The following is a 17,518-nucleotide window of genomic DNA, read 5'->3' as shown; positions in this document are numbered from 1 at the left end:
ACAGCCAGACGCGCACAGCCGGACGCGCACAGCCGGAGCCGATCGGCAGATTCGGGCCCGCGATCCGCAGGTTCCACGGCGTGTCGCTGTCCCGAATCTGCCGATCGCCGGCCTGGAACGGGATTCGGCAACCGCATCCTGACCGGCGTCGTGGGGGCCTGGCCCGCCCACGGCCCGACCCGGACCGTGGTCCGGAGCTGCCGCACAGGGGAGGGCAGCTCCGGACCACGTCATTTCTCCGACCTTCGAGAGGGACCCCATGACCACCGGCCTGGACACCGGCACGTACGAGGTGCTGCGCGACCGGCTCACCGCGCAGGCCGCCGAACTCACCCGCCGCGCCGAGGCGCTCAACGCCCGCCGCACCGCGGAGTTCGGCTCCTCCCGGCTCGAACTCGCCGGCACCGGGCGGCTGCGCACCGAGCACTCCTGCGTGCCCCGCGACCTCGTCGCCGTCGGTGACGCCCTGCTCTTCGGCCACAACGCCGTCCCCGGCCGGGGCCCCGGGACGACCGTCGGCGACGTCTTCGCGCTGCACGACCGTGACCTGAACCGGCTGCCCGACGACGCCGTGCCCGGCCTCCTCGACGACCCCGGCTTCGTCCGCGAGTTCACGGCGCTCCACCGCTACTACCGGCAGGCCCGCCTTCTCCGACTGCGCCGCCTGGACGGCAGGTTGCTGGCCGTGTTCCGGACGGGGGAGAAGGCCGGCGACATCCGTGTGCTGCGCTGGGCACTTCCCGACGACGCTCCCGTGACGTTCCTGGACGCGCGCGGCGACCGCGACCACGTCTTCCCGCCCTCGCACGACTTCTCGTGGACCCGGACCACCCGCGAGGACCACGTCCTCGGCCGCCACCCGCACGTCTCCATCGAGGGCGAGGTGTTCGTCGAGACCCTCGCGGGGACCCTGACCGTCAAGATCGAGGACGACACCGAGACCGGCGAGGGCATCCACTCCGAGCCGGTCGCCGAACCCCTGCAGTCCCTCGCCGACGCGGACATCGCGTACGCGCGCGTGGGCGCCCTGATCCTGCTGGACATCCTCCCCTACAAGGAGGACAGCCACCGCTACCTCGTCTTCAACACCCTCACCAGGACCGTCGTCCGCCTCGACGGCATCGGCCGGGCCTGCCGCCGCCTGCCCGAGGACCAGGGCATCGTGTTCCCCGGCGGCTACTGCCTGGCCACCGGCACCCACAAGACGTACGACTTCGACACCGCGGGCCTGGAGTTCGAGGGCGAGCTGCGCTCACCCAACGGCGAGGACGTCCTCTTCGCCTACCACGCAGGCGTGGAGGGCCGCAGCCTGCTGCTGCCGTACAACGTGATCCGCAAAGAGGTCGCCACCCCGCTGACCTGCCACGGCTGGGCCCTCTTCGACGACGGCACGCTCATGGTCCTGCGCGCCGACGCCGACGAGCCGCAGCGCGTCCACCCGCTCCAGCTGTGGAACTCCCCGTACGTCTCCGACACCCACGACGCCGACCGTCCCCTCGGCGCAGGACCGCTCGCCCGCGTCGGCAACGCCGACCTCGTACGCGCCATCTCCGACTGCCTGTCCGTCGCCGGCGCTGTGGCGCAAACCACGCCGACCAGCGAGGTCTACGGAGCGCTGACCGCCGCCTGCGTTCGCACGGCGGACTCCCACCACTGGCTGGGCGATCCCGAACTCGGCGACCTGCGCGAACCGTTGGAGCAGGTCCGGGCCACCGCCGAACAGGTCCTCGGCGAGTTCGAGACCGTCCAGACCCTCACCCGCCGGGCCGCCGACGCCCTCACCGAGGCAACGGGCCGCGCCGCCGCGATCGTACGACGCCTGCGCGGCGAGGCCCCGCGCGAAGCAGCCGCCTGGGTCACCGGCCTCACCGAACTCCGGCACGCACAAGGCCACCTGCTCACCCTCAAGGATCTGCGGTACGCCGACACCGCCCGCATCGACGAACTCGCCACCGACCTGGAGTCCGACCTCGACACCTTCGGGCAGCGGGCGGTGGCCCATCTCTCCCGCGAGGACGCGTTCGCCGGCCACCACGCCGACGTCGAACGGCTCGTCGCCGACGCCGAGACGATCACGACCGTCGCCGAGGCCGCACCCCTCACCGCCCGACTCGACGAACTCGCCGACGGACTGCGCACGGTGACCGAGATCGTCGCCGGCCTCGACATCGGCGACGCCACCGTCCGTACGGCCGTCCTGGAGCGCGTCGCCGACGTCCTCGGCGGCGTCAACCGCGCCCGCGCCCGCCTCGACGGCCGCCGTCGCGAACTCCTGGAGCACGAGGGACGCGCCGAGTTCGCCGCCGAGTTCGCCCTGCTCGGACAGGCCGTCACCGGCGCTCTCGCCGCCGCCGACAGCCCCGACGCATGCGACGAGCAACTCGCCCGCCTGCTGGTGCAGGTGGAGAACCTGGAATCCCGGTTCACCGAGTCCGACGACTTCCTCGGCGACCTCGCGGACAAACGCGACGAGGTCCACGAGGTGTTCACCGCCCGCAAGCAGACCCTCGCCGACGCCCGCTCCCGCCGCACAGAACGCCTCGCCGAATCGGCGCTCCGCGTCCTGACGACGGTCACCCGCCGTGCCGCCGCCCTCCCCGACGCGGACGCCGTCGCCACGTACTTCACCTCCGACCCGATGCCGGCCAAGATCCGCCGCATCGGCGGCGAACTGCGCGAACTGGGCGACCAGGTACGCGCGGAGGAACTCGACGGCCGCCTCAAGTCCGCCCGTCAGGAAGCCCTCCGGGCCCTGCGCGACCGCACCGACCTGTACACGGACGACGGCCGAACCCTGCGCCTGGGCACCCACCGTTTCGCCGTCAACACCCAGCCGCTCGCCCTGACCCTGGTCCCGCACGGCGAGAGCCTCGCCTTCACCCTCACAGGCACCGACTACCGCTCACCGGTCACCGACCCCGAATTCGCCACCACCCGCCCGTACTGGAACCGGCCGCTCCCCTCGGAATCACCCGAGGTCTACCGCGCCGAACACCTCGCCGCGCGACTGCTCGACGAGCACGGCCCGGCGGCCCTCGCAGCCGCCGACCTCCCCGCCCTGGTCCGCCGGGCGGCCCAGGAGGCGTACGACGAAGGCCACGAGCGCGGCGTCCACGACCACGACGCCACCCTGATCCTCGCCGCACTCCTGCGCCTGTACGAAGGCGCCGGCCCACTGCGCCACGAACCCGCCGCCCGCGCCGTCGCCCAGCTGTTCTGGGCCCACGGCACGACCGCGGAAGCCCGCCAGCAGTGGACCCGCCGTGCGAGGTCCCTGGCCCGCGCCCGCGACACCTTCGGTCTGGCCCCCGCGATGGCCGACCTGGAGCGGGAGTTGGCGGAGGCGATCGACGGCCCGCTCGCCGATGCCGCCGCCACATACCTCTTGGAGGAACTGACCAGCGGCCCCGACGGCTTCGTCATCAGCTCCGGCACCCGCACCCTCCTCGACAAGTTCCGCCGCACGGTGGGTACGTCCGCCTACGACGACGACCTCGCCGCCCTCGACGACCTGACCGCCCGCGAGCAGCTCGTCGAGGCGTGGCTGTCGGCGTACACCTCCGCCACCGGCGCGGACGTCACCCCCGGCGACCTGGCCGAGGCGGTGGCCGCCGAGCTGTGCCCGCAACTGGCCCGCCACGAGTGGGAAGCGCCCCTGACCGAGACCGTCGAAGGGCTGCTCGGCGCCCACCCGCGCGTCAGCGGAGGGACACTCACCGTCCGCGTCGACGAACTCCTCGCCCGCACACGGCGGTTCAGGGCAGTGGAGGTTCCCGCCCACCGCGACTACCAGCGACGCCGCACCGCACTCGTGGCCGCCGAGCGCACCCGGATCCGGCTGGACGACCACCGGCCGCGCGTGATGTCGGCGTTCGTCCGCAGCAGGCTCATCGACGAGGTGTACCTGCCGCTGATCGGCGACAGCCTCGCCAAGCAGCTGGGCACCACCGGCGACACCAAGCGCACCGACACCGGCGGCCTGCTCCTGCTCATCTCCCCGCCGGGATACGGCAAGACGACGCTCATGGAGTACGTCGCCGACCGCCTCGGCCTGATCCTCGTCAAGGTCGACGGCCCGGCACTCGGCCGTGGCGTCACCTCCCTCGACCCGGCCGAGGCCCCCGACGCCACCGCCCGCCAAGAGGTCGAGAAGATCAACTTCGCGCTGGCGACCGGCAACAACACCCTGCTCCACCTGGACGACATCCAGCACACCTCGCCCGAGCTGCTCCAGAAGTTCATCCCGCTGTGCGACGCCACCCGGCGCATCGAAGGCGTACGGAACGGCGAACCGCACTCCTACGACCTGCGCGGAAAGCGGTTCGCCGTCTGCATGGCGGGCAACCCCTACACCGAGTCCGGCGGCCGCTTCCACGTCCCCGACATGCTCGCCAACCGCGCCGACGTCTGGAACCTCGGCGACGTCCTGACCGGCAGGGAAAACGCCTTCGCCCTCAGTTTCATCGAGAACGCGCTGACGTCGAACCCGGTCCTCGCCCCGCTCGCCGACCGCGACCGCACCGACCTCGACCTGCTGACCCGCCTCGCCGAGGGCGACCCGGCGGCCCGCGCCGACCACCTGACCCACCCGTACGCCCCGGCCGAGCTGGAGCGGACCCTGGCGGTACTGCGCCACCTGCTCACGGCACGCGACACGGTCCTGGCCGTGAACGCCGCGTACATCGCCTCCGCGTCGCGGTCCGACGCCACCCGCACCGAGCCGCCCTTCCGGCTCCAGGGCTCCTACCGCAACATGAACAAGATCGCCCAGCGCATCCAGCCCGTCATGAACGGCGCCGAACTGGCCGCCCTCATCGACGACCACTACACGGCCGAGGCCCAGACCCTCACCACCGGCGCCGAGGCCAACCTCCTGAAACTGGCCGAACTCCGAGGCACCCTCACCCCCGAACAGACCACCCGCTGGACCGAGGTGAAGGCGGCACACGCCCGCACCCAGCCTCTGGGCGCCTCGTCCGCCGACCCCCACCTCGCGGCCCTCACCGACGCCGTCACCACCCTCGGACTGCTCGCCGACCGGGTCGGGGCGGCCGTCGAGGCGGCGATCCAGCGGGCCGGCGAGGATTGCCCCATCACGGTCGGCGCCGAACTGTGACAGCGGGGTCGCCCCGCGCCGAGTCACGGGAACCGCCCACCCATGGCGGCCCGCTCCGACCTGGTAGATCGCGCGGCGCTGTTCCGACTTGTTTCGACTCCGAGGTCGGCCGGTGACCGGCGAGCTACGCGTTGGCTCCAGCAGGAGGGGGCCCGCATCCCGCGTCAGGAGAGAAGGCGGCGCAGGAACGGGCTCGGCGTACCGTGCCAGAAGATGTCGAGGCTGTCACGCGCCCGCGTCGCCGCCACGAACAGCAGGGATCGCGCCCGCTGAGCATCCCTGCGGTAGCGGGCCGGGTCAGTCCGCAACAGCTGGTTCACGTGTTCGCGGGGGACCAGACCGTCGCTGACCCCAGCGATGATCATCCGCTGGTACTCCAGCCCTTTGAACCGGAACATCGTCCCGATGTGGATGCCGGGCTCGCCCCGGGCGCCGTCGGCGCCGATCTCCAAGGCCCGGACGCCGTGTTCCCCGAGCGTGATCCCCAGTTCTCTCGCCATGTGGTTGGTGGGGACGCAGATGGCGACCTGCTCGTGCGCGATCCGCTCGTCCGGATGGGCGTCCCAGGCCAGGATGTGTGCGGCGATCGCCTCACGCTCCGACTGCCAGTCGGGGTACGAGTGCATTCCGGGCGCGCCGCCGCTGAGCACGGAACGGTACCCGGCAAGGGTCTCCGAGCTGCCGTCGAGGTCGTCGTAGGTCTCCTCGCCCAGCACCTCCAGCGCGGAACGGAGGATCTGCCGTGTCGTCCGGTAGCTGAGGCTGAGCTTCGCGGACCGGCCGCGGATGCTGATGCCGAGGCTGCCGAGTGTCACCTGGTTCTTGTAGATGCGCTGGTGGGTGTCGCGGTCGCCAGCCACGGCTGCTCGGCGTCCGCGTCCGCGTCGAGGAGCTGTGCGACCCGCGCCCCCCAGACGGTCTTCAGGATCTCGATCTCCTGCGAGAAGCGCAGTCGGGAGGTCGAATCAACGACCGACGGCTTGATGACCTTCACCGCGGCGGGCTCGCCACCGGGCGATTCGCCCAGGTACACCTGCCCCATCCCACCCTGCCCGATCCGGCCCAACAGTTCGAAACCGCCGATCTGTGCCGGATCTTCGGGGCTGAGTGGCGTAGCCTGCACGTCATTCCTTAGATCGGGCCGCCGGGCGAGATGTGCCGTACTGGTTCAGTGACAAGCTATCCGACCACGTCGACAGCGTCTCGTGTCAGCCGCTTCTTCAGCCGACGTGACGCCACCGGTTGTCGTTGCCTGCGCCGTAGCGGCACTGCACACACCTTCCGGCACCGGTGTAGCCGTAGGCTCCTCGACTTTGAGGGTGGCTGTGTTCTCCCGTTCACCGCACTGCGGGGTGGGACTGGCGTCGGGCTCTGCGAACCCGTGTGACCTCCTTCCTGACCAGCTGAACAGCCGTTCAGGAAGGGTGCGGCGGCGTTCGCCGATCATGCGACCGGGATCGCCGAGCGCGCCGCGATCCACCTGGACAGCGACGACGACGATGCCGCAGCCCAACTCGTCGGAGTCGGCGAACTCCTGGACGCGGTCGCCCAGACCTCTCCGGCCGCCACCCGCGCCGAACTTGGTGCCGCCGCTCGCTCCTTCGAACGCGCCACCCGCAGCCACGTCCGGGCCGAACGCGCCGACACCCGGGCGATCCGCTCGGCGGCCGAGGCGTCATCCACACCGGCGGCGCGCTCGGCCGAGGAGAGGTTTGCGGAGCCAGAGGACGAGTGAGGCGACGTGGAGGCCGGCTCGGTAGCGGGCGGCGAGTTCGTCGAAGCGGGTCGCGATCGCCCTGAACTGCCTGAGACGGGCGAAGCACGTTCCCCGGCGTGACGACGAAGGCCAGAGGCAGGCCCCGGCCGGCGCAAGCGAGATGACCTTGGTGGTCAGCCCGCCGCGAGACCAGTCGGCCCCGAGCAGACCCTCACGAGAACCGCCCCCACCCTCCCGGGCGTCCTGTTCTACGGTGCCATCAGTCACTCACGAAAGACTGACGACCAGACTCACGTCCAGGGAGGAACCGTGCAGCAGCCCAAGGCCGCGCTGGCCGAGCGCATCGCCGAGCGGAGATGGGGAGGCGATGATCCCCGTGCCCTGGTCGGTGAGATGCGGCGTTCGGTGCTGCTGGTGCCGGTGGCCGACGGGGGGTTGTGGTCGGTGCGTTCGGGCGGGGTGCGGTGGGTCTGCGGGTTCACCGACGAGGCCGCGCTGGCCGGGTTCGCCCTGCATCACGGGCCCGGTGACCAGCCGATGGAGTACGCGGCGTTGCTCGGGGCGCGCATCGTGGACGAGATCGTGCCCGCGCTGGGCGAGCCGGCCGGTCTGGCCGTCGACATCGCCACGGAGGACGGTTCGATGTTCTTCCCGCCGGTCGTCGGCATCGTTGCGGAGGCGGTCGCCGTCGATGCCGGTGAGGCGGGAGAGGGGACGCGGTCGTGAGCGGTGACGGTACGGACATCAATCTCGACAAGGCGTCCGTCGCCAAGTTCACGCAGGGCGTGGGCGCGACGATCGACGAGCTGGGTGAACTCGGCGGCGCGACCGGCTCGGTCATGGGCAAGGGCTTCTCGGAGCTGGCGATGACCGGGATGGAGGCCGGGCACCACGGTCTCTCGGTCGACTTCCCTGCTTGGCGATGTCCTCCTCGCTGGCGTGCGGGTTTCCGCCGAACAGGGAGTTGGCGCCCACCTTGAGGGTGCCCGCGACGTACTGGTCGTGCTCCCACAGGGTGCCCGCCGCGAGACCGAGGCGGTTCGCCAGCTCGCCGGCGTCGTGCACCAGGGCCCGCACACCCCACTCCCAGCGTTCGCAGAAGTCCTCTTGGAGTGCCGAGTCGTTCGACAAGGCCGGCGAGGAGATGGAACAGACGTGGAAGGACACCGGCCGTACCGTCCTGACCGAGGGCCGGGGCGGCCGGCAGTCGGAGATGCTCAACGACGCGTTGGGCATCTCCGACGACCAGTGGGACCAGGCGCTGGACGACACCTTCGGCCCGTCGCCGGAGGAACGCGCACAGCAGGAACAGCAGGAACAGCAGCAGGGTGAGTCCGGGGGGAACTGACTGTGGGTATCGGCGACTTCATCAGCGACATCACGCCGGACTCGGTCGAGGACTTCGTCGAGGACGGCACCGAGTGGGTCGGCAACCGGGTCGAGGACGCGGGCAACTGGACCGCGGACCGGCTGGACGACGTCGGCTGGGAGTCCGGCGCGGACTGGGTGCGCGAGCAGTCCCGTTCGGTCGCCAACCGGATGGGCGCCGAGGTCGACGAGATGGACCTCGGGCAGACCGAGGACAAGACCAAGCTGATCTACGGCAGCCCCAGCGAGATCACCGCGACCGCCACCAGACTGAAGGCCTTCCAGAAGGCCTTCGACAGCACCGGCGACGGTCTCAAGGGCATGGACCCGGCCCGGCTCAAGGGTGAGACGGCCGAGGCGCTGCGCACCGCGGTGAGCACTCAGCCGCCCAAGTGGTACAACGCCGCCGACGCCTGCACCAAGGCCGTCGGCGCGCTGGAGGCGTTCGCCGGCACCGTTACTTGGGCGCAGAACCAGGCGCAGACGGCGATCGACGTGTGGAAGGCGGGCGTCAAGGCCTCCCAGGACGCGGCCGACGCCCACCGCAAGAGGGTCGACGACTACAACAAAGCCGTCGACCGCTACAACGCGCAGGCCCCCGAGCAACGCAACCCCGGCACTCTGCCGCCCTGCCCCGCGCCCACGTTCGACGACCCGGGTAAATCGCTGATGCAGGACGCACAGGAACTCCTTGCCCAGGCCCGCGAACAGCGGAACACCGCCGCGGAGACCGCCCGTAGCGCGGTCCGCGCCGCCCGCGACGCGGCTCCGGAGAAGCCGTCGTACGCCGATCAGCTCGGAGACGGGCTGCAAGAACTGCAGATCATGGGCGACCACGTCGGCGGCGGCATCATCAAGGGCACCGCGGGGCTGCTCAACTTCGTCCGCAGCGTCAACCCGCTGGACCCGTACAACATCACCCACCCCGCCGAGTACGCCACCAGCCTCAACAGTCTTGCCGCCGGCCTGGTGGTTGCCGCCAACGACCCGGTCGGCACCGGCAAGCAGATGATCAGCGATTTCATGAAGGACCCCGCGGAAGGGTTCGGTCGGCTGCTGCCCGACGCCGCACTGACCGTGGCCACCGGCGGGGGCGGGGCCGCAGTCAAGGGTGTCCGCCTCGCTGCGGACATGGCCAAGGCCTCCCGGGCCCGCAGGCTGGTCGACGACGCACCGGACGGCACCCACAACCGCCCCGACGGGCACCGCGTCGTCTCCGGCACCGACCCGGTCGACCTCGCCTCGGGCCGGATGTTCCTGCCCCAGACCGATCTGGTACTGCCGGGCACCCTGCCTCTGGTCTTCACCCGCCGTACCGAGTCCGGCCTGGTGGCAGGCCGATTCCTCGGCCCGTCCTGGACCTCCACCGTTGACGAGCGCCTGGAGATCGACGTGGTCGGCGTCGTCCACGTCACCGCCGACGGCCTCCTGATCCCCTATCCGCACCCCGTCCCAGGCACCCCGACCCGTCCGGAGTCCGGCACCGCCCGCACACTGCTGGCCCGTGACACGGGCGGCGACTACACCGTCACCGATCCCGGCACCGGCCTGGTCCGGCACTTCACCGCCCCGGCCGACTGCGAACCCGGCGGCGACGGTGACGCCTGGCTGGACCGGGTCGAAGACCGCCACGGCAACTGGTGGGCGGTGGAACGTATCGAAAGCGGCACCCCGCTCGCCCTGGTCTGTTCGGCGGGTCGGCGGGTGGTCGTCGCCGTGAGCGACGGCCGGATCACGGCCCTGTCCCTGGCGGGCGCTGGAGAGAACGGGGCGGACCTGCCGCTGATGCGCTACGGCTACGAGGACGGCAACCTCAGCGCCGTCGTCAAACCGTCCGGTGCCACCACCGCCTTCGTCCACGACGACCGCCGACGTGTCACCGCCTGGATCGACTCCAACAACAGCCGCTACGACTACACCTACGACGACCGCGACCGTGTCATCGCCGAGGGTGGTCAGGCAGGCCACATCCAGATCACCCTCACCTACACCGAACCCGACCCGGAGACCGGCCTCCGCACCACCACCCTCACCACGGCCGGCGGACACACGACCCGGCACCGGATCGATCGCCACTGCCGGGTGGTGGCCACCACCGACCCGCTCGGCCACACCACCCGGTTCACCTACGACGCCCGCGGCAACACCCTGACCCGCACCGATCCGCTGGGCCGCACCACCGCCTTCACCCACGACGAAAACGGCCGCCTCCTCGCTGTCACCCGCCCCGACGGGAGCGAACTGCGCACCGTGCGCGACCCCTCGGGGTTGTCCACGGAATTCCGTGGGCCGGACGGAGCCCACTGGCTCCAGGAATTCGACGAGTACGGCAACCGCACCGCCGTCACCGACCCGGCCGGCGTAACCACCCGGTACGCCTACGACGGCCGAGGCAGGCTGGCCACCGTCACCGACGCCCTCGGCGCCACCACCATCGTGCGCTGCGACGCCGCGGGGCTGCCGGTGGCAGTGACCGACCCGGCCGGCGGCACCACCCGCCTGGAACGCGACGCCCTGGGCCGGGTCGTGCGTACCGTCGACCCGGTGGGCAACGTCACCCGGGTCAGTCTGGACGAGGACGGCAATCTCGCCCGCCGTGTCGCCCCGGACGGGGCCACCGAGTCGTGGACGTACGACGGAGAGGGGAACCCCCTCAGCCATATCGGCCTGGCCGACGGGATGTCCCGCTTCGAGTACACGCACTTCGACCTGCTCACCACCCGCACCGGGCCCGACGGCGTCCGCCACACGTTCGAGCACGACGCGGACCTGCGGCTGATCCGGGTCACCGGCCCGCACGGCACCTGGTCCTACACGTACGATGCCGCCGGCCGGCTCGCTTCCGAGACGGACTTCGACGGCCGCACCCTCACCTACCGGTACGACGCCGCCGGGCAGCTCACCGCCCGGTCCGACGCACTCGGCCGGACCGTGTCCTACACCTACGACCAGCTCGGCCAAGCCGTCCGCAAGGAGGTGGCGGGCAAGGTGACCACCTACGCGTACGACCGGGCCGGACGCCTGCTGCACGCGGCCGGACCGGACAGCGAGATCCTCTACGCGTACGACCGGCGTGGCCGGACCAAGACCGAACTCGTCGACGGCCGCGCCATGAACTACGCCTACGACACCCTGGGCCGCCGGGCCCGCCGCATCACCCCCACCGGAGCGATCACCGAGTACGGCTACGACGCCGCCGGCCGTGCCGACCGGATAACCAGCGGCGGCCGCGAGATCGCCTTCACCCACGATGCGGCCGGCCGGGAACTCGAGCGCGTCTTCGGCGGATCCCTCACCCTGGCCTCCGCCTGGGACGAGGCTGGAAGGATCCGCGACCAGCACCTGACGATTGGGGGCCGTTCCCTCAACCACCGTCACTACGCGCACCGCGCCGACGGCCATCTCACCTCCGTGACCGACGATCTGTCGGGCACCCGCACCTTCGATCTTGACGCGGCCGGCCGGGTCAACGCGGTCCATGCAGAGGGGTGGACCGAGCGCTACGCCTACGACGCCGCCGGCAATCAGACGGTGGCCTCCTGGCCTGGCTCCCACCCCGGCCACGACGCCACCGGCCCCCGCTCGTACGCCGGAACCTCCGTCACCAGGGCCGGCAACGTCCGCTTCGAACACGACGCCCTCGGCCGCGTGACCCTGCGCCAGAAGACCCGCCTGTCGCGCAAGCCCGACACCTGGCGCTACGAGTGGGACGCGGAGGACCGTCTCGCGGCCGTGGTCACCCCCGACGGCACCCGCTGGCGCTATCTCTACGACCCTTTGGGCCGCCGCACCGCAAAGCAGCGCCTTGCCGACGACGGAGAAAGCGTCGCAGAGGAGGTCCGTTTCTCCTGGGACGGCACAACCCTGTGCGAACAGACGGTCCACACCCCAGGCCTGCCACACGTGGTCGCCCTCACCTGGGACCACCGCGGCCTGGTGGCGCTGTCCCAGACGGAACGCCTCCTCACCCCGGACAGCCGGCAGGAGGAAATCGACCGCCGGTTCTTCGCCATCGCCACCGACCTCGTGGGAACGCCCACCGAACTGGTCGACGAGTCCGGCGAGATCGCCTGGCGCGCCAGGAGCACCCTCTGGGGTACCACTGCCTGGGCCCGCTCCAGCACGGCTTACACCCCGCTGCGTTTCCCCGGCCAGTACTACGACCCGGAAACCGGCCTCCACTACAACCTCTTCCGCCACTACGACCCGGAGACCGGTCGCTATACCTCCCCGGACCCTCTCGGCCTCGGCCCCGCGCCGAATCCGGTCGCCTACGTGCACAACCCGTTCACCGTCTGCGACCCCCTCGGTCTGTCGCCGTACTCGCAGTTCAAAGGGTTGGGCTGGCTGACTGACAAGCTGCTCGAACGCCCGTCGTACCGGTACCAGCGGCTCGTCACCGACCAGAGCTACGAGCAGCAGTGGATCCTGCCGGACGGCCGGGAGGTCCACGTCGACGGCGGCCCGCGGGACGGCTGGATCACGGAGGCGAAGTGGACCGGCGGTGACAACCTCGGCGAATGGCAGAAGTCCCCATATAATCCCGATTTCAAGTATTACAACGAGGGCCGGCTTACCGCACAGACCGACAAGCTGCTCGCCCTCAACGAGGATCTCGGAGGCAAAGGGGTCCGCTATATGGTGTCCAATGAATGGGGTGCCGCGCATGTGAACGAAGTGCTGTCCAAGGCCTTTCCCGAGGCCTATGCCAGCGGGCAGCTGAAGGCGTATCACGTGCCCGGCAACGGCATGAGTGGAATGAGTTCATGGCTGCAGTGATCGCAATGCTGGAAGAGCTCAGGGGCCTCACCCCGCTGACCGCCGAGGGTGCGGCGGCGCGGTTCTCGGCCCAGGAGTGGACGCCCGGGGGCAAGCCCCGTGACGGCGTGGAGACGTCGTGGGACAAGGACGGCGTCGGGGGCTGGATCCAGACGTTCGGCGGCGGGGTGGTCTGCGTCTCGTTCGCCGTCTGGATCCGCGACGTCGACGAGTCGGGCTACTTCGACGACGTGGAAGCCGTCTACGAGCAAGGGGAGCAGGCACTGGCCGGCTTCCTCCCCGAGATCGAGGAATCTCCTCTCGCCGGCCACCTCGTCGAGGCAGAGCAGACGGCGGCGGACAAGGACGAGTTCATCAAGGTGAAGAAGTGGACCCTCGACGGCCGGATCCTGACCGCCGGTGTGATCCAGCAGGACGCTGACCTTCCGGTGATGGTCGTGGTGGCGCTGGAGGAGTCCAACCCCGCCTGACCCACCTCGCACGCGATCGTCCACAAGAGGTGCCGGAGGTCTGAGGTTTCCGCCTTCCAGGGCCTCCATGCGGGTCGGCCCGCCGCCCTCGGGCTTACCGGGGCAACTCAGTAGCGGTGATGTTCGCCCGGGAGGAGGGCAACGTGAGCTGCTTCCCCGTCGGGGATGGGTCGCTGCTGGGCGACCCTGGGCCTGCTGTCACTAAGGGTGGCAGCATCCGAAGTCATGAGCAGACAAGACAGCGACGAGGCGTACGTACTTGAGGCGTACGTACTCGACATGTGTGACGAGGTTCTCGGAGGAACCGGCCAGCAGGGGCATCGGTTCGATTGGCTGCTGGGAGATCCCGGAGCCACCGGACGGCAGGTGAACCTGCCGGTCGATTCGTACTGGCCCGGCCACCAACTGGTAGTCGCGTACCGGGAACTTCAGCACGACCAGCCGATGCCGATCGCGGTTCAGCTCGTCGGCCCGAGGTGACACGAAGGACATCGGGCGCTGCGAGGCCGCTTCGGCGACAACCCTCCGTAAAGACGGACGCGCACTCAGGCTTCTCTGATGTGCCGTCATTTAGTCGAGAGCATCTTGCACATGCATTGCGCAAGGTACTGAAAACAACAGTGATCAGTGGAGGGCTGTGAAGGTAGGTATGCACAGGTCAACTGGCATGTTGAGGTGTCGTGGCCCTTGCCCTCACGGGGCACGACACCGCGCCGGTCAGATGTCCCGGAAGAGACCAGCCAGCGGTGACCTGCCACGATGAGAAGTCCTCGATCGCTGACCTGCGCAAATAGTCTTTCAGTTGTTTCACGCCCATGCTGGTTGGTGGGGCTGGAAGTCCCAGGGGACTCCCTCGGCTAACGGTGCCCTTTCGGCTCTACTCGGCGTCGGGCGGAGCGCAGTCGCCGAGACCTTGGCGCTAGTCGTGTCTTCGATTGAGCTTGAGTGGTGGTTCATGGGCGGGTGATACGTCGCCATGAACTGTCCGATGAGGAAGAGGAGTTCGTCCGGCCGCTGCTGCCTGCGTCCTTGCGGGGGCGGAAGCGGTGGGACGATCGAAGGGTGCTCAACGGGATCGTGTGCAAGTTCCGCACCGGCACGGCCTGGCCGGACGTGCCTGAGCGGTATGGGCCGTGGTAGACGCTGCACACCCGGTTTCGCCGGTGGGCCCTGGACGGCACCTTCGAGCGGATGCTCCGGGCCGCGCAGGCCCGGGTGGACGCGGTCGGGGACGCCGCAGCCCATGCCTCGGACGCTCGCGGGGTGGCCTGACCAGCAAGATTCACCTGGCCTGTGACGCTTTCGGGCGTCCGCTCGCCTTCGCTCTCACGGGCGGGAACACCAACGACTGCACGCAGTTCACCGCCGTGATGGAAGCGATCCGGGTGCCCCGCCCCGGGCCGGGGCGGCCCCGGGTGCGGCCGGCTCACGTGCTGGGCGACAAGGGCTACAGCTCCCGTGCGATACGAACCTGGCTCAGGCGTCGCTGCATCGGCCATACCATCCCCGAGCGGGCCGACCAGGTCCGCAACCGGCTCCGGCGCGGCAGCCGGGGCGGACGCCCGCCAAGCTTCGACAAGCAGCTCTACAAGCGGCGCGACGTCGTGGAACGGTGCTTCAACCGGCTCAAGCAGTGGCGCGGCATCGCGACCCGCTACGACAAGACCGCCGAGCCTGTGGCGTGTCGGCAACACGACGCGCAACGGCTGTCCGTGGCGTACCTGACTTGTATCGCCGTAGCGGGAGTGATGTACGTGTCAGTCCACTTCCAGGGCGTCCAGAGCCAGCGTGTGGGCTATGGCGAGGCGGCGGTCGATGTCGGGCGCGAGGATCTCAAGTACGTACCGGGTGTGCAGCCCCAGCTTCTTGGTGACGGTCATCAGCGGCTTGCCGCTCTCGGTGTACTCGAAGCGGTACGGCCAGATGAACGGTACGTATTCGAGATACGGCACGAACTCCCAGATGAACCGGACGAAGGCCACCACCCGGCTGTGCTCGCGGCCGGTCAGTTTCATCGTCCCCGGCTGGCGCACCTGCCATGTCCTGCGGAGGAAAGACGCGCCCGCGTCCTCGTAGAACGACCCCAAGGACTGGCCCGAAGCGTCCCGCACGTCGTACATGTAGCCCACTTCGTGGTCGCGGCCCTTGAAGGCGGCGAGAACGGATTTCCTGGACGCGTCCGTATAGACGGTCACCTGTCCCCTGAGCGACAGCTGCTTCTCGCGTGCGTATGCGACGGGCTGGCCCTCGGAGCCGTCCGGCCGGGCCACGCTCACCACGTACTCGCCGGCCGTGAGGCTCAGTGTCTTCTTGATGACGAAGGTGTCGTGGGACTGGATGTCCGGTGCTTCCGCAGTGGTGGGGGCCGGGACTGGGGCGGGGGTGACCTTGGTGAGGCTGACGGCGGCCCTGTCCTTCTCCGCGCCCGTTCCTGCACTCGACTCCGTGCCCGTGCTGTCCATGTGGCATCTCCCGTTGTCCGCGTGGCCCCGATTCGGTCCGTCCATCGTCGGCCGCACGACCGGCCCGGCGCAGTCTCCGGAAGTCGCGATCCTGGGCGACGAAAGGTGTCAACTTTCGTCGTACGGTGGCACGACGCTCGGCCGATGCACGCGTTCTTCCGGGGGTCCTACCGTCGGTCCGGTGTATGCGGACAGGGAAGTGGATGTGGATGTGAGGGCAGGTACGGATGTGGGAGATCGACGGGTACGTTCCGCCGGGCTCGCCGTTCGGGGCCTCCGGCGGCGGTTGAGCGGCGGTGTGCTCTGGAGCCCCGCCCGTATCGTCGGGGAGGCGGTGCTCGCCGTCACCCTCGCCGGGCTCGCCACGGGCATCGGCGCGTGGGTGGACACGCTCGACGCGCGGACCGTCCTCCTCGCCGGGGCGATGGCCCTGCTGGCGCCCGCGCGCCACGCGCTGCCCGCGACCGTCCTCATCCTCTCCGCCCCGCTGGCCGGGGGGTGGAGCGTCATGGCCTCCGTGCTGCTGGTCTGCGCCGCCTGGTCGGCGGGGCGGCGGATCACGGAACCCTGGCGGGTGGCCGCCGCCTTCGGGGCCGCGTGTGTGCTCCACACCGTCCCGGGCCTGTACCACGACATCACCTCGGGGGCCGCGCCCGTGCTGCCCGTCACCCTCGGGTGGAACGTCGTGACATTCCTGACCCTGGCCGTGGTGCCGGCCCTCGTCGGCCGCTACCGGGACCAACGGCGGCGACTGCTCAGCGCGTTGTGGCAGAACAATCAGCAACTCAGGCGCGAGCAGGCGATGGTGGCCCGTGAGGCGCGGTTGCTGGAGCGCAACCGCATCGCCCATGACATGCACGACAGCCTCGGCCATCAGCTCGCCCTGATCTCCGTGCACGCGGGCGCCCTCCAGGTCGACCCGGAGCTCACCGGGAGCCAGCGGGAGGCCGTACGGATCCTCCGGGGCGCCTCCGTCACCGCGATGGCGGAGTTGCGGGCGGCGGTGGGGGTGCTCCACGACGAGGCGGAGTATTGGGAGCAACAGAACGAGCAGCAGTACCAGGGGCATCAGTCTCACCAGGGGAACCAGGGGGAGATTTCCTACCGGGAGTACGGGGAGCACCGGGAACACCAGGGGCGCCAGCGGCAGCCGGTGGGCGACGGCGCCTCGGTGCCGTACGCGCCCCGTACCACCGCCGCCATCGACGGCCTGGTCGAGTCGTCCAGGGGCGCGGGCACGGCGGTGTCGCTGGACCGGAGCGGTGTCCGGAGGCCGTTGGCGCCCGCCGCTGACCACGAGGTGTACCGCATCGTCCAGGAGGGGCTGACCAACGCTCACAAGCACGCGCCGGGTGCCCCGATACGCCTTGCCCTGCGGTACGAACCGGACAGCCTGGTCGTGGAGGTCACCAACGGGCCCGTGCCGGGCGGAGCGCCCGAGGTGCCGCCGGAGATCAGCGGCGGCCAAGGGCTGAAAGGGCTGCACGAGCGGGTCGGCCGGGTCGGCGGCATGGTGCACACCGGGCCCACCGAGGACGGCGGCTTCCGGATCGCGGGGATGCTGCCGTACGGGGAGGAGAGCAAGGCGGGAAGCGGGGCGGAGGGC

General features: G+C 70.3%; 8 protein-coding genes and 6 pseudogenes. 10 read left to right on the top strand and 4 right to left on the bottom strand.

The features are described 5' to 3' along the window. Nucleotides 1–259 precede the first annotated feature (259 nt). Nucleotides 260–5,116 (top strand): DNA repair ATPase, encoded by a 4,857-nt coding sequence (locus tag P1P75_RS12805; RefSeq protein WP_319254710.1) that lies wholly within the window; start codon nucleotides 260–262, stop codon nucleotides 5,114–5,116. A 164-nt stretch (nucleotides 5,117–5,280) separates the two neighbouring features. Here P1P75_RS12805 and P1P75_RS12800 read toward each other — a convergent pair. Then, nucleotides 5,281–5,961, bottom strand: a pseudogene (locus P1P75_RS12800) (3'-5' exonuclease); the annotation flags it as partial. Continuing rightward, on the bottom strand, nucleotides 5,928–6,239 hold the full coding sequence (locus tag P1P75_RS12795) for a hypothetical protein (RefSeq protein WP_319254706.1): 312 nt from the start codon (nucleotides 6,237–6,239) through the stop codon (nucleotides 5,928–5,930). The pseudogene P1P75_RS12800 and the gene P1P75_RS12795, both read right to left, overlap by 34 nt. 336 nt (nucleotides 6,240–6,575) lie before the next feature. On the opposite strand from P1P75_RS12795, the pseudogene P1P75_RS12790 reads away from it, so the two are divergent. The 3 genes and pseudogenes from P1P75_RS12790 to P1P75_RS12780 form a co-directional block, all read left to right on the top strand. Further along, nucleotides 6,576–6,826, top strand: a pseudogene (locus P1P75_RS12790) (mobilization protein); the annotation flags it as partial. A 316-nt stretch (nucleotides 6,827–7,142) separates the two neighbouring features. Next, nucleotides 7,143–7,559: a hypothetical protein gene (locus P1P75_RS12785; protein ID WP_319254704.1), complete on the top strand. Its 417-nt coding sequence runs from the start codon at nucleotides 7,143–7,145 to the stop codon at nucleotides 7,557–7,559. After that, nucleotides 7,556–7,744 (top strand): annotated as a pseudogene (locus P1P75_RS12780) (hypothetical protein); the annotation flags it as partial. The gene P1P75_RS12785 and the pseudogene P1P75_RS12780, both read left to right, overlap by 4 nt. Here the strand turns inward: P1P75_RS12780 and P1P75_RS12775 are convergent. Then, nucleotides 7,743–7,940, bottom strand: a pseudogene (locus P1P75_RS12775) (hypothetical protein); the annotation flags it as partial. The pseudogenes P1P75_RS12780 and P1P75_RS12775 overlap by 2 nt on opposite strands. 1 nt (nucleotide 7,941) lies before the next feature. Between P1P75_RS12775 and P1P75_RS12770 the strand changes: the two are divergent. From P1P75_RS12770 to P1P75_RS12750, 5 genes and pseudogenes are all read left to right on the top strand, one after another. Beyond that, nucleotides 7,942–8,181: pseudogene (locus P1P75_RS12770) on the top strand (hypothetical protein); the annotation flags it as partial. A 2-nt stretch (nucleotides 8,182–8,183) separates the two neighbouring features. Then, entirely contained in the window at nucleotides 8,184–12,980 is a 4,797-nt protein-coding gene (locus tag P1P75_RS12765; RefSeq protein ID WP_319254702.1) for a putative T7SS-secreted protein, read from the top strand. Beyond that, a complete protein-coding gene (locus P1P75_RS12760) occupies nucleotides 12,968–13,450 on the top strand; it encodes a hypothetical protein (protein ID WP_319254700.1) in 483 nt (160 codons plus the stop codon). The genes P1P75_RS12765 and P1P75_RS12760 overlap by 13 nt, the downstream gene beginning before the upstream one ends. Before the next feature lie 225 nt (nucleotides 13,451–13,675). Continuing rightward, nucleotides 13,676–13,930 (top strand): hypothetical protein, encoded by a 255-nt coding sequence (locus tag P1P75_RS12755; protein ID WP_319254698.1) that lies wholly within the window; start codon nucleotides 13,676–13,678, stop codon nucleotides 13,928–13,930. Between the two features lie 486 nt (nucleotides 13,931–14,416). Further along, a pseudogene (locus tag P1P75_RS12750) lies at nucleotides 14,417–15,120 on the top strand (IS5 family transposase); the annotation flags it as partial. Between the two features lie 87 nt (nucleotides 15,121–15,207). Here P1P75_RS12750 and P1P75_RS12745 read toward each other — a convergent pair. Continuing rightward, nucleotides 15,208–15,912 (bottom strand): hypothetical protein, encoded by a 705-nt coding sequence (locus tag P1P75_RS12745; RefSeq protein WP_319254696.1) that lies wholly within the window; start codon nucleotides 15,910–15,912, stop codon nucleotides 15,208–15,210. 298 nt (nucleotides 15,913–16,210) lie between these two features. Between P1P75_RS12745 and P1P75_RS12740 the strand changes: the two genes are divergently transcribed. Next, nucleotides 16,211–17,518, top strand: a 1,308-nt coding sequence (locus P1P75_RS12740; RefSeq protein ID WP_319254695.1) for a histidine kinase, incomplete at its 3' end; no start/stop codon positions are given.

This window comes from Streptomyces sp. ID05-39B, from assembly GCF_033794725.1.
Taxonomy (GTDB): Bacteria; Actinomycetota; Actinomycetes; order Streptomycetales; family Streptomycetaceae; genus Streptomyces; species Streptomyces bobili.
The sequence above is the reverse complement of the archived record's forward strand: the minus strand, read 5'-3'. Positions and strand labels throughout refer to the sequence as shown.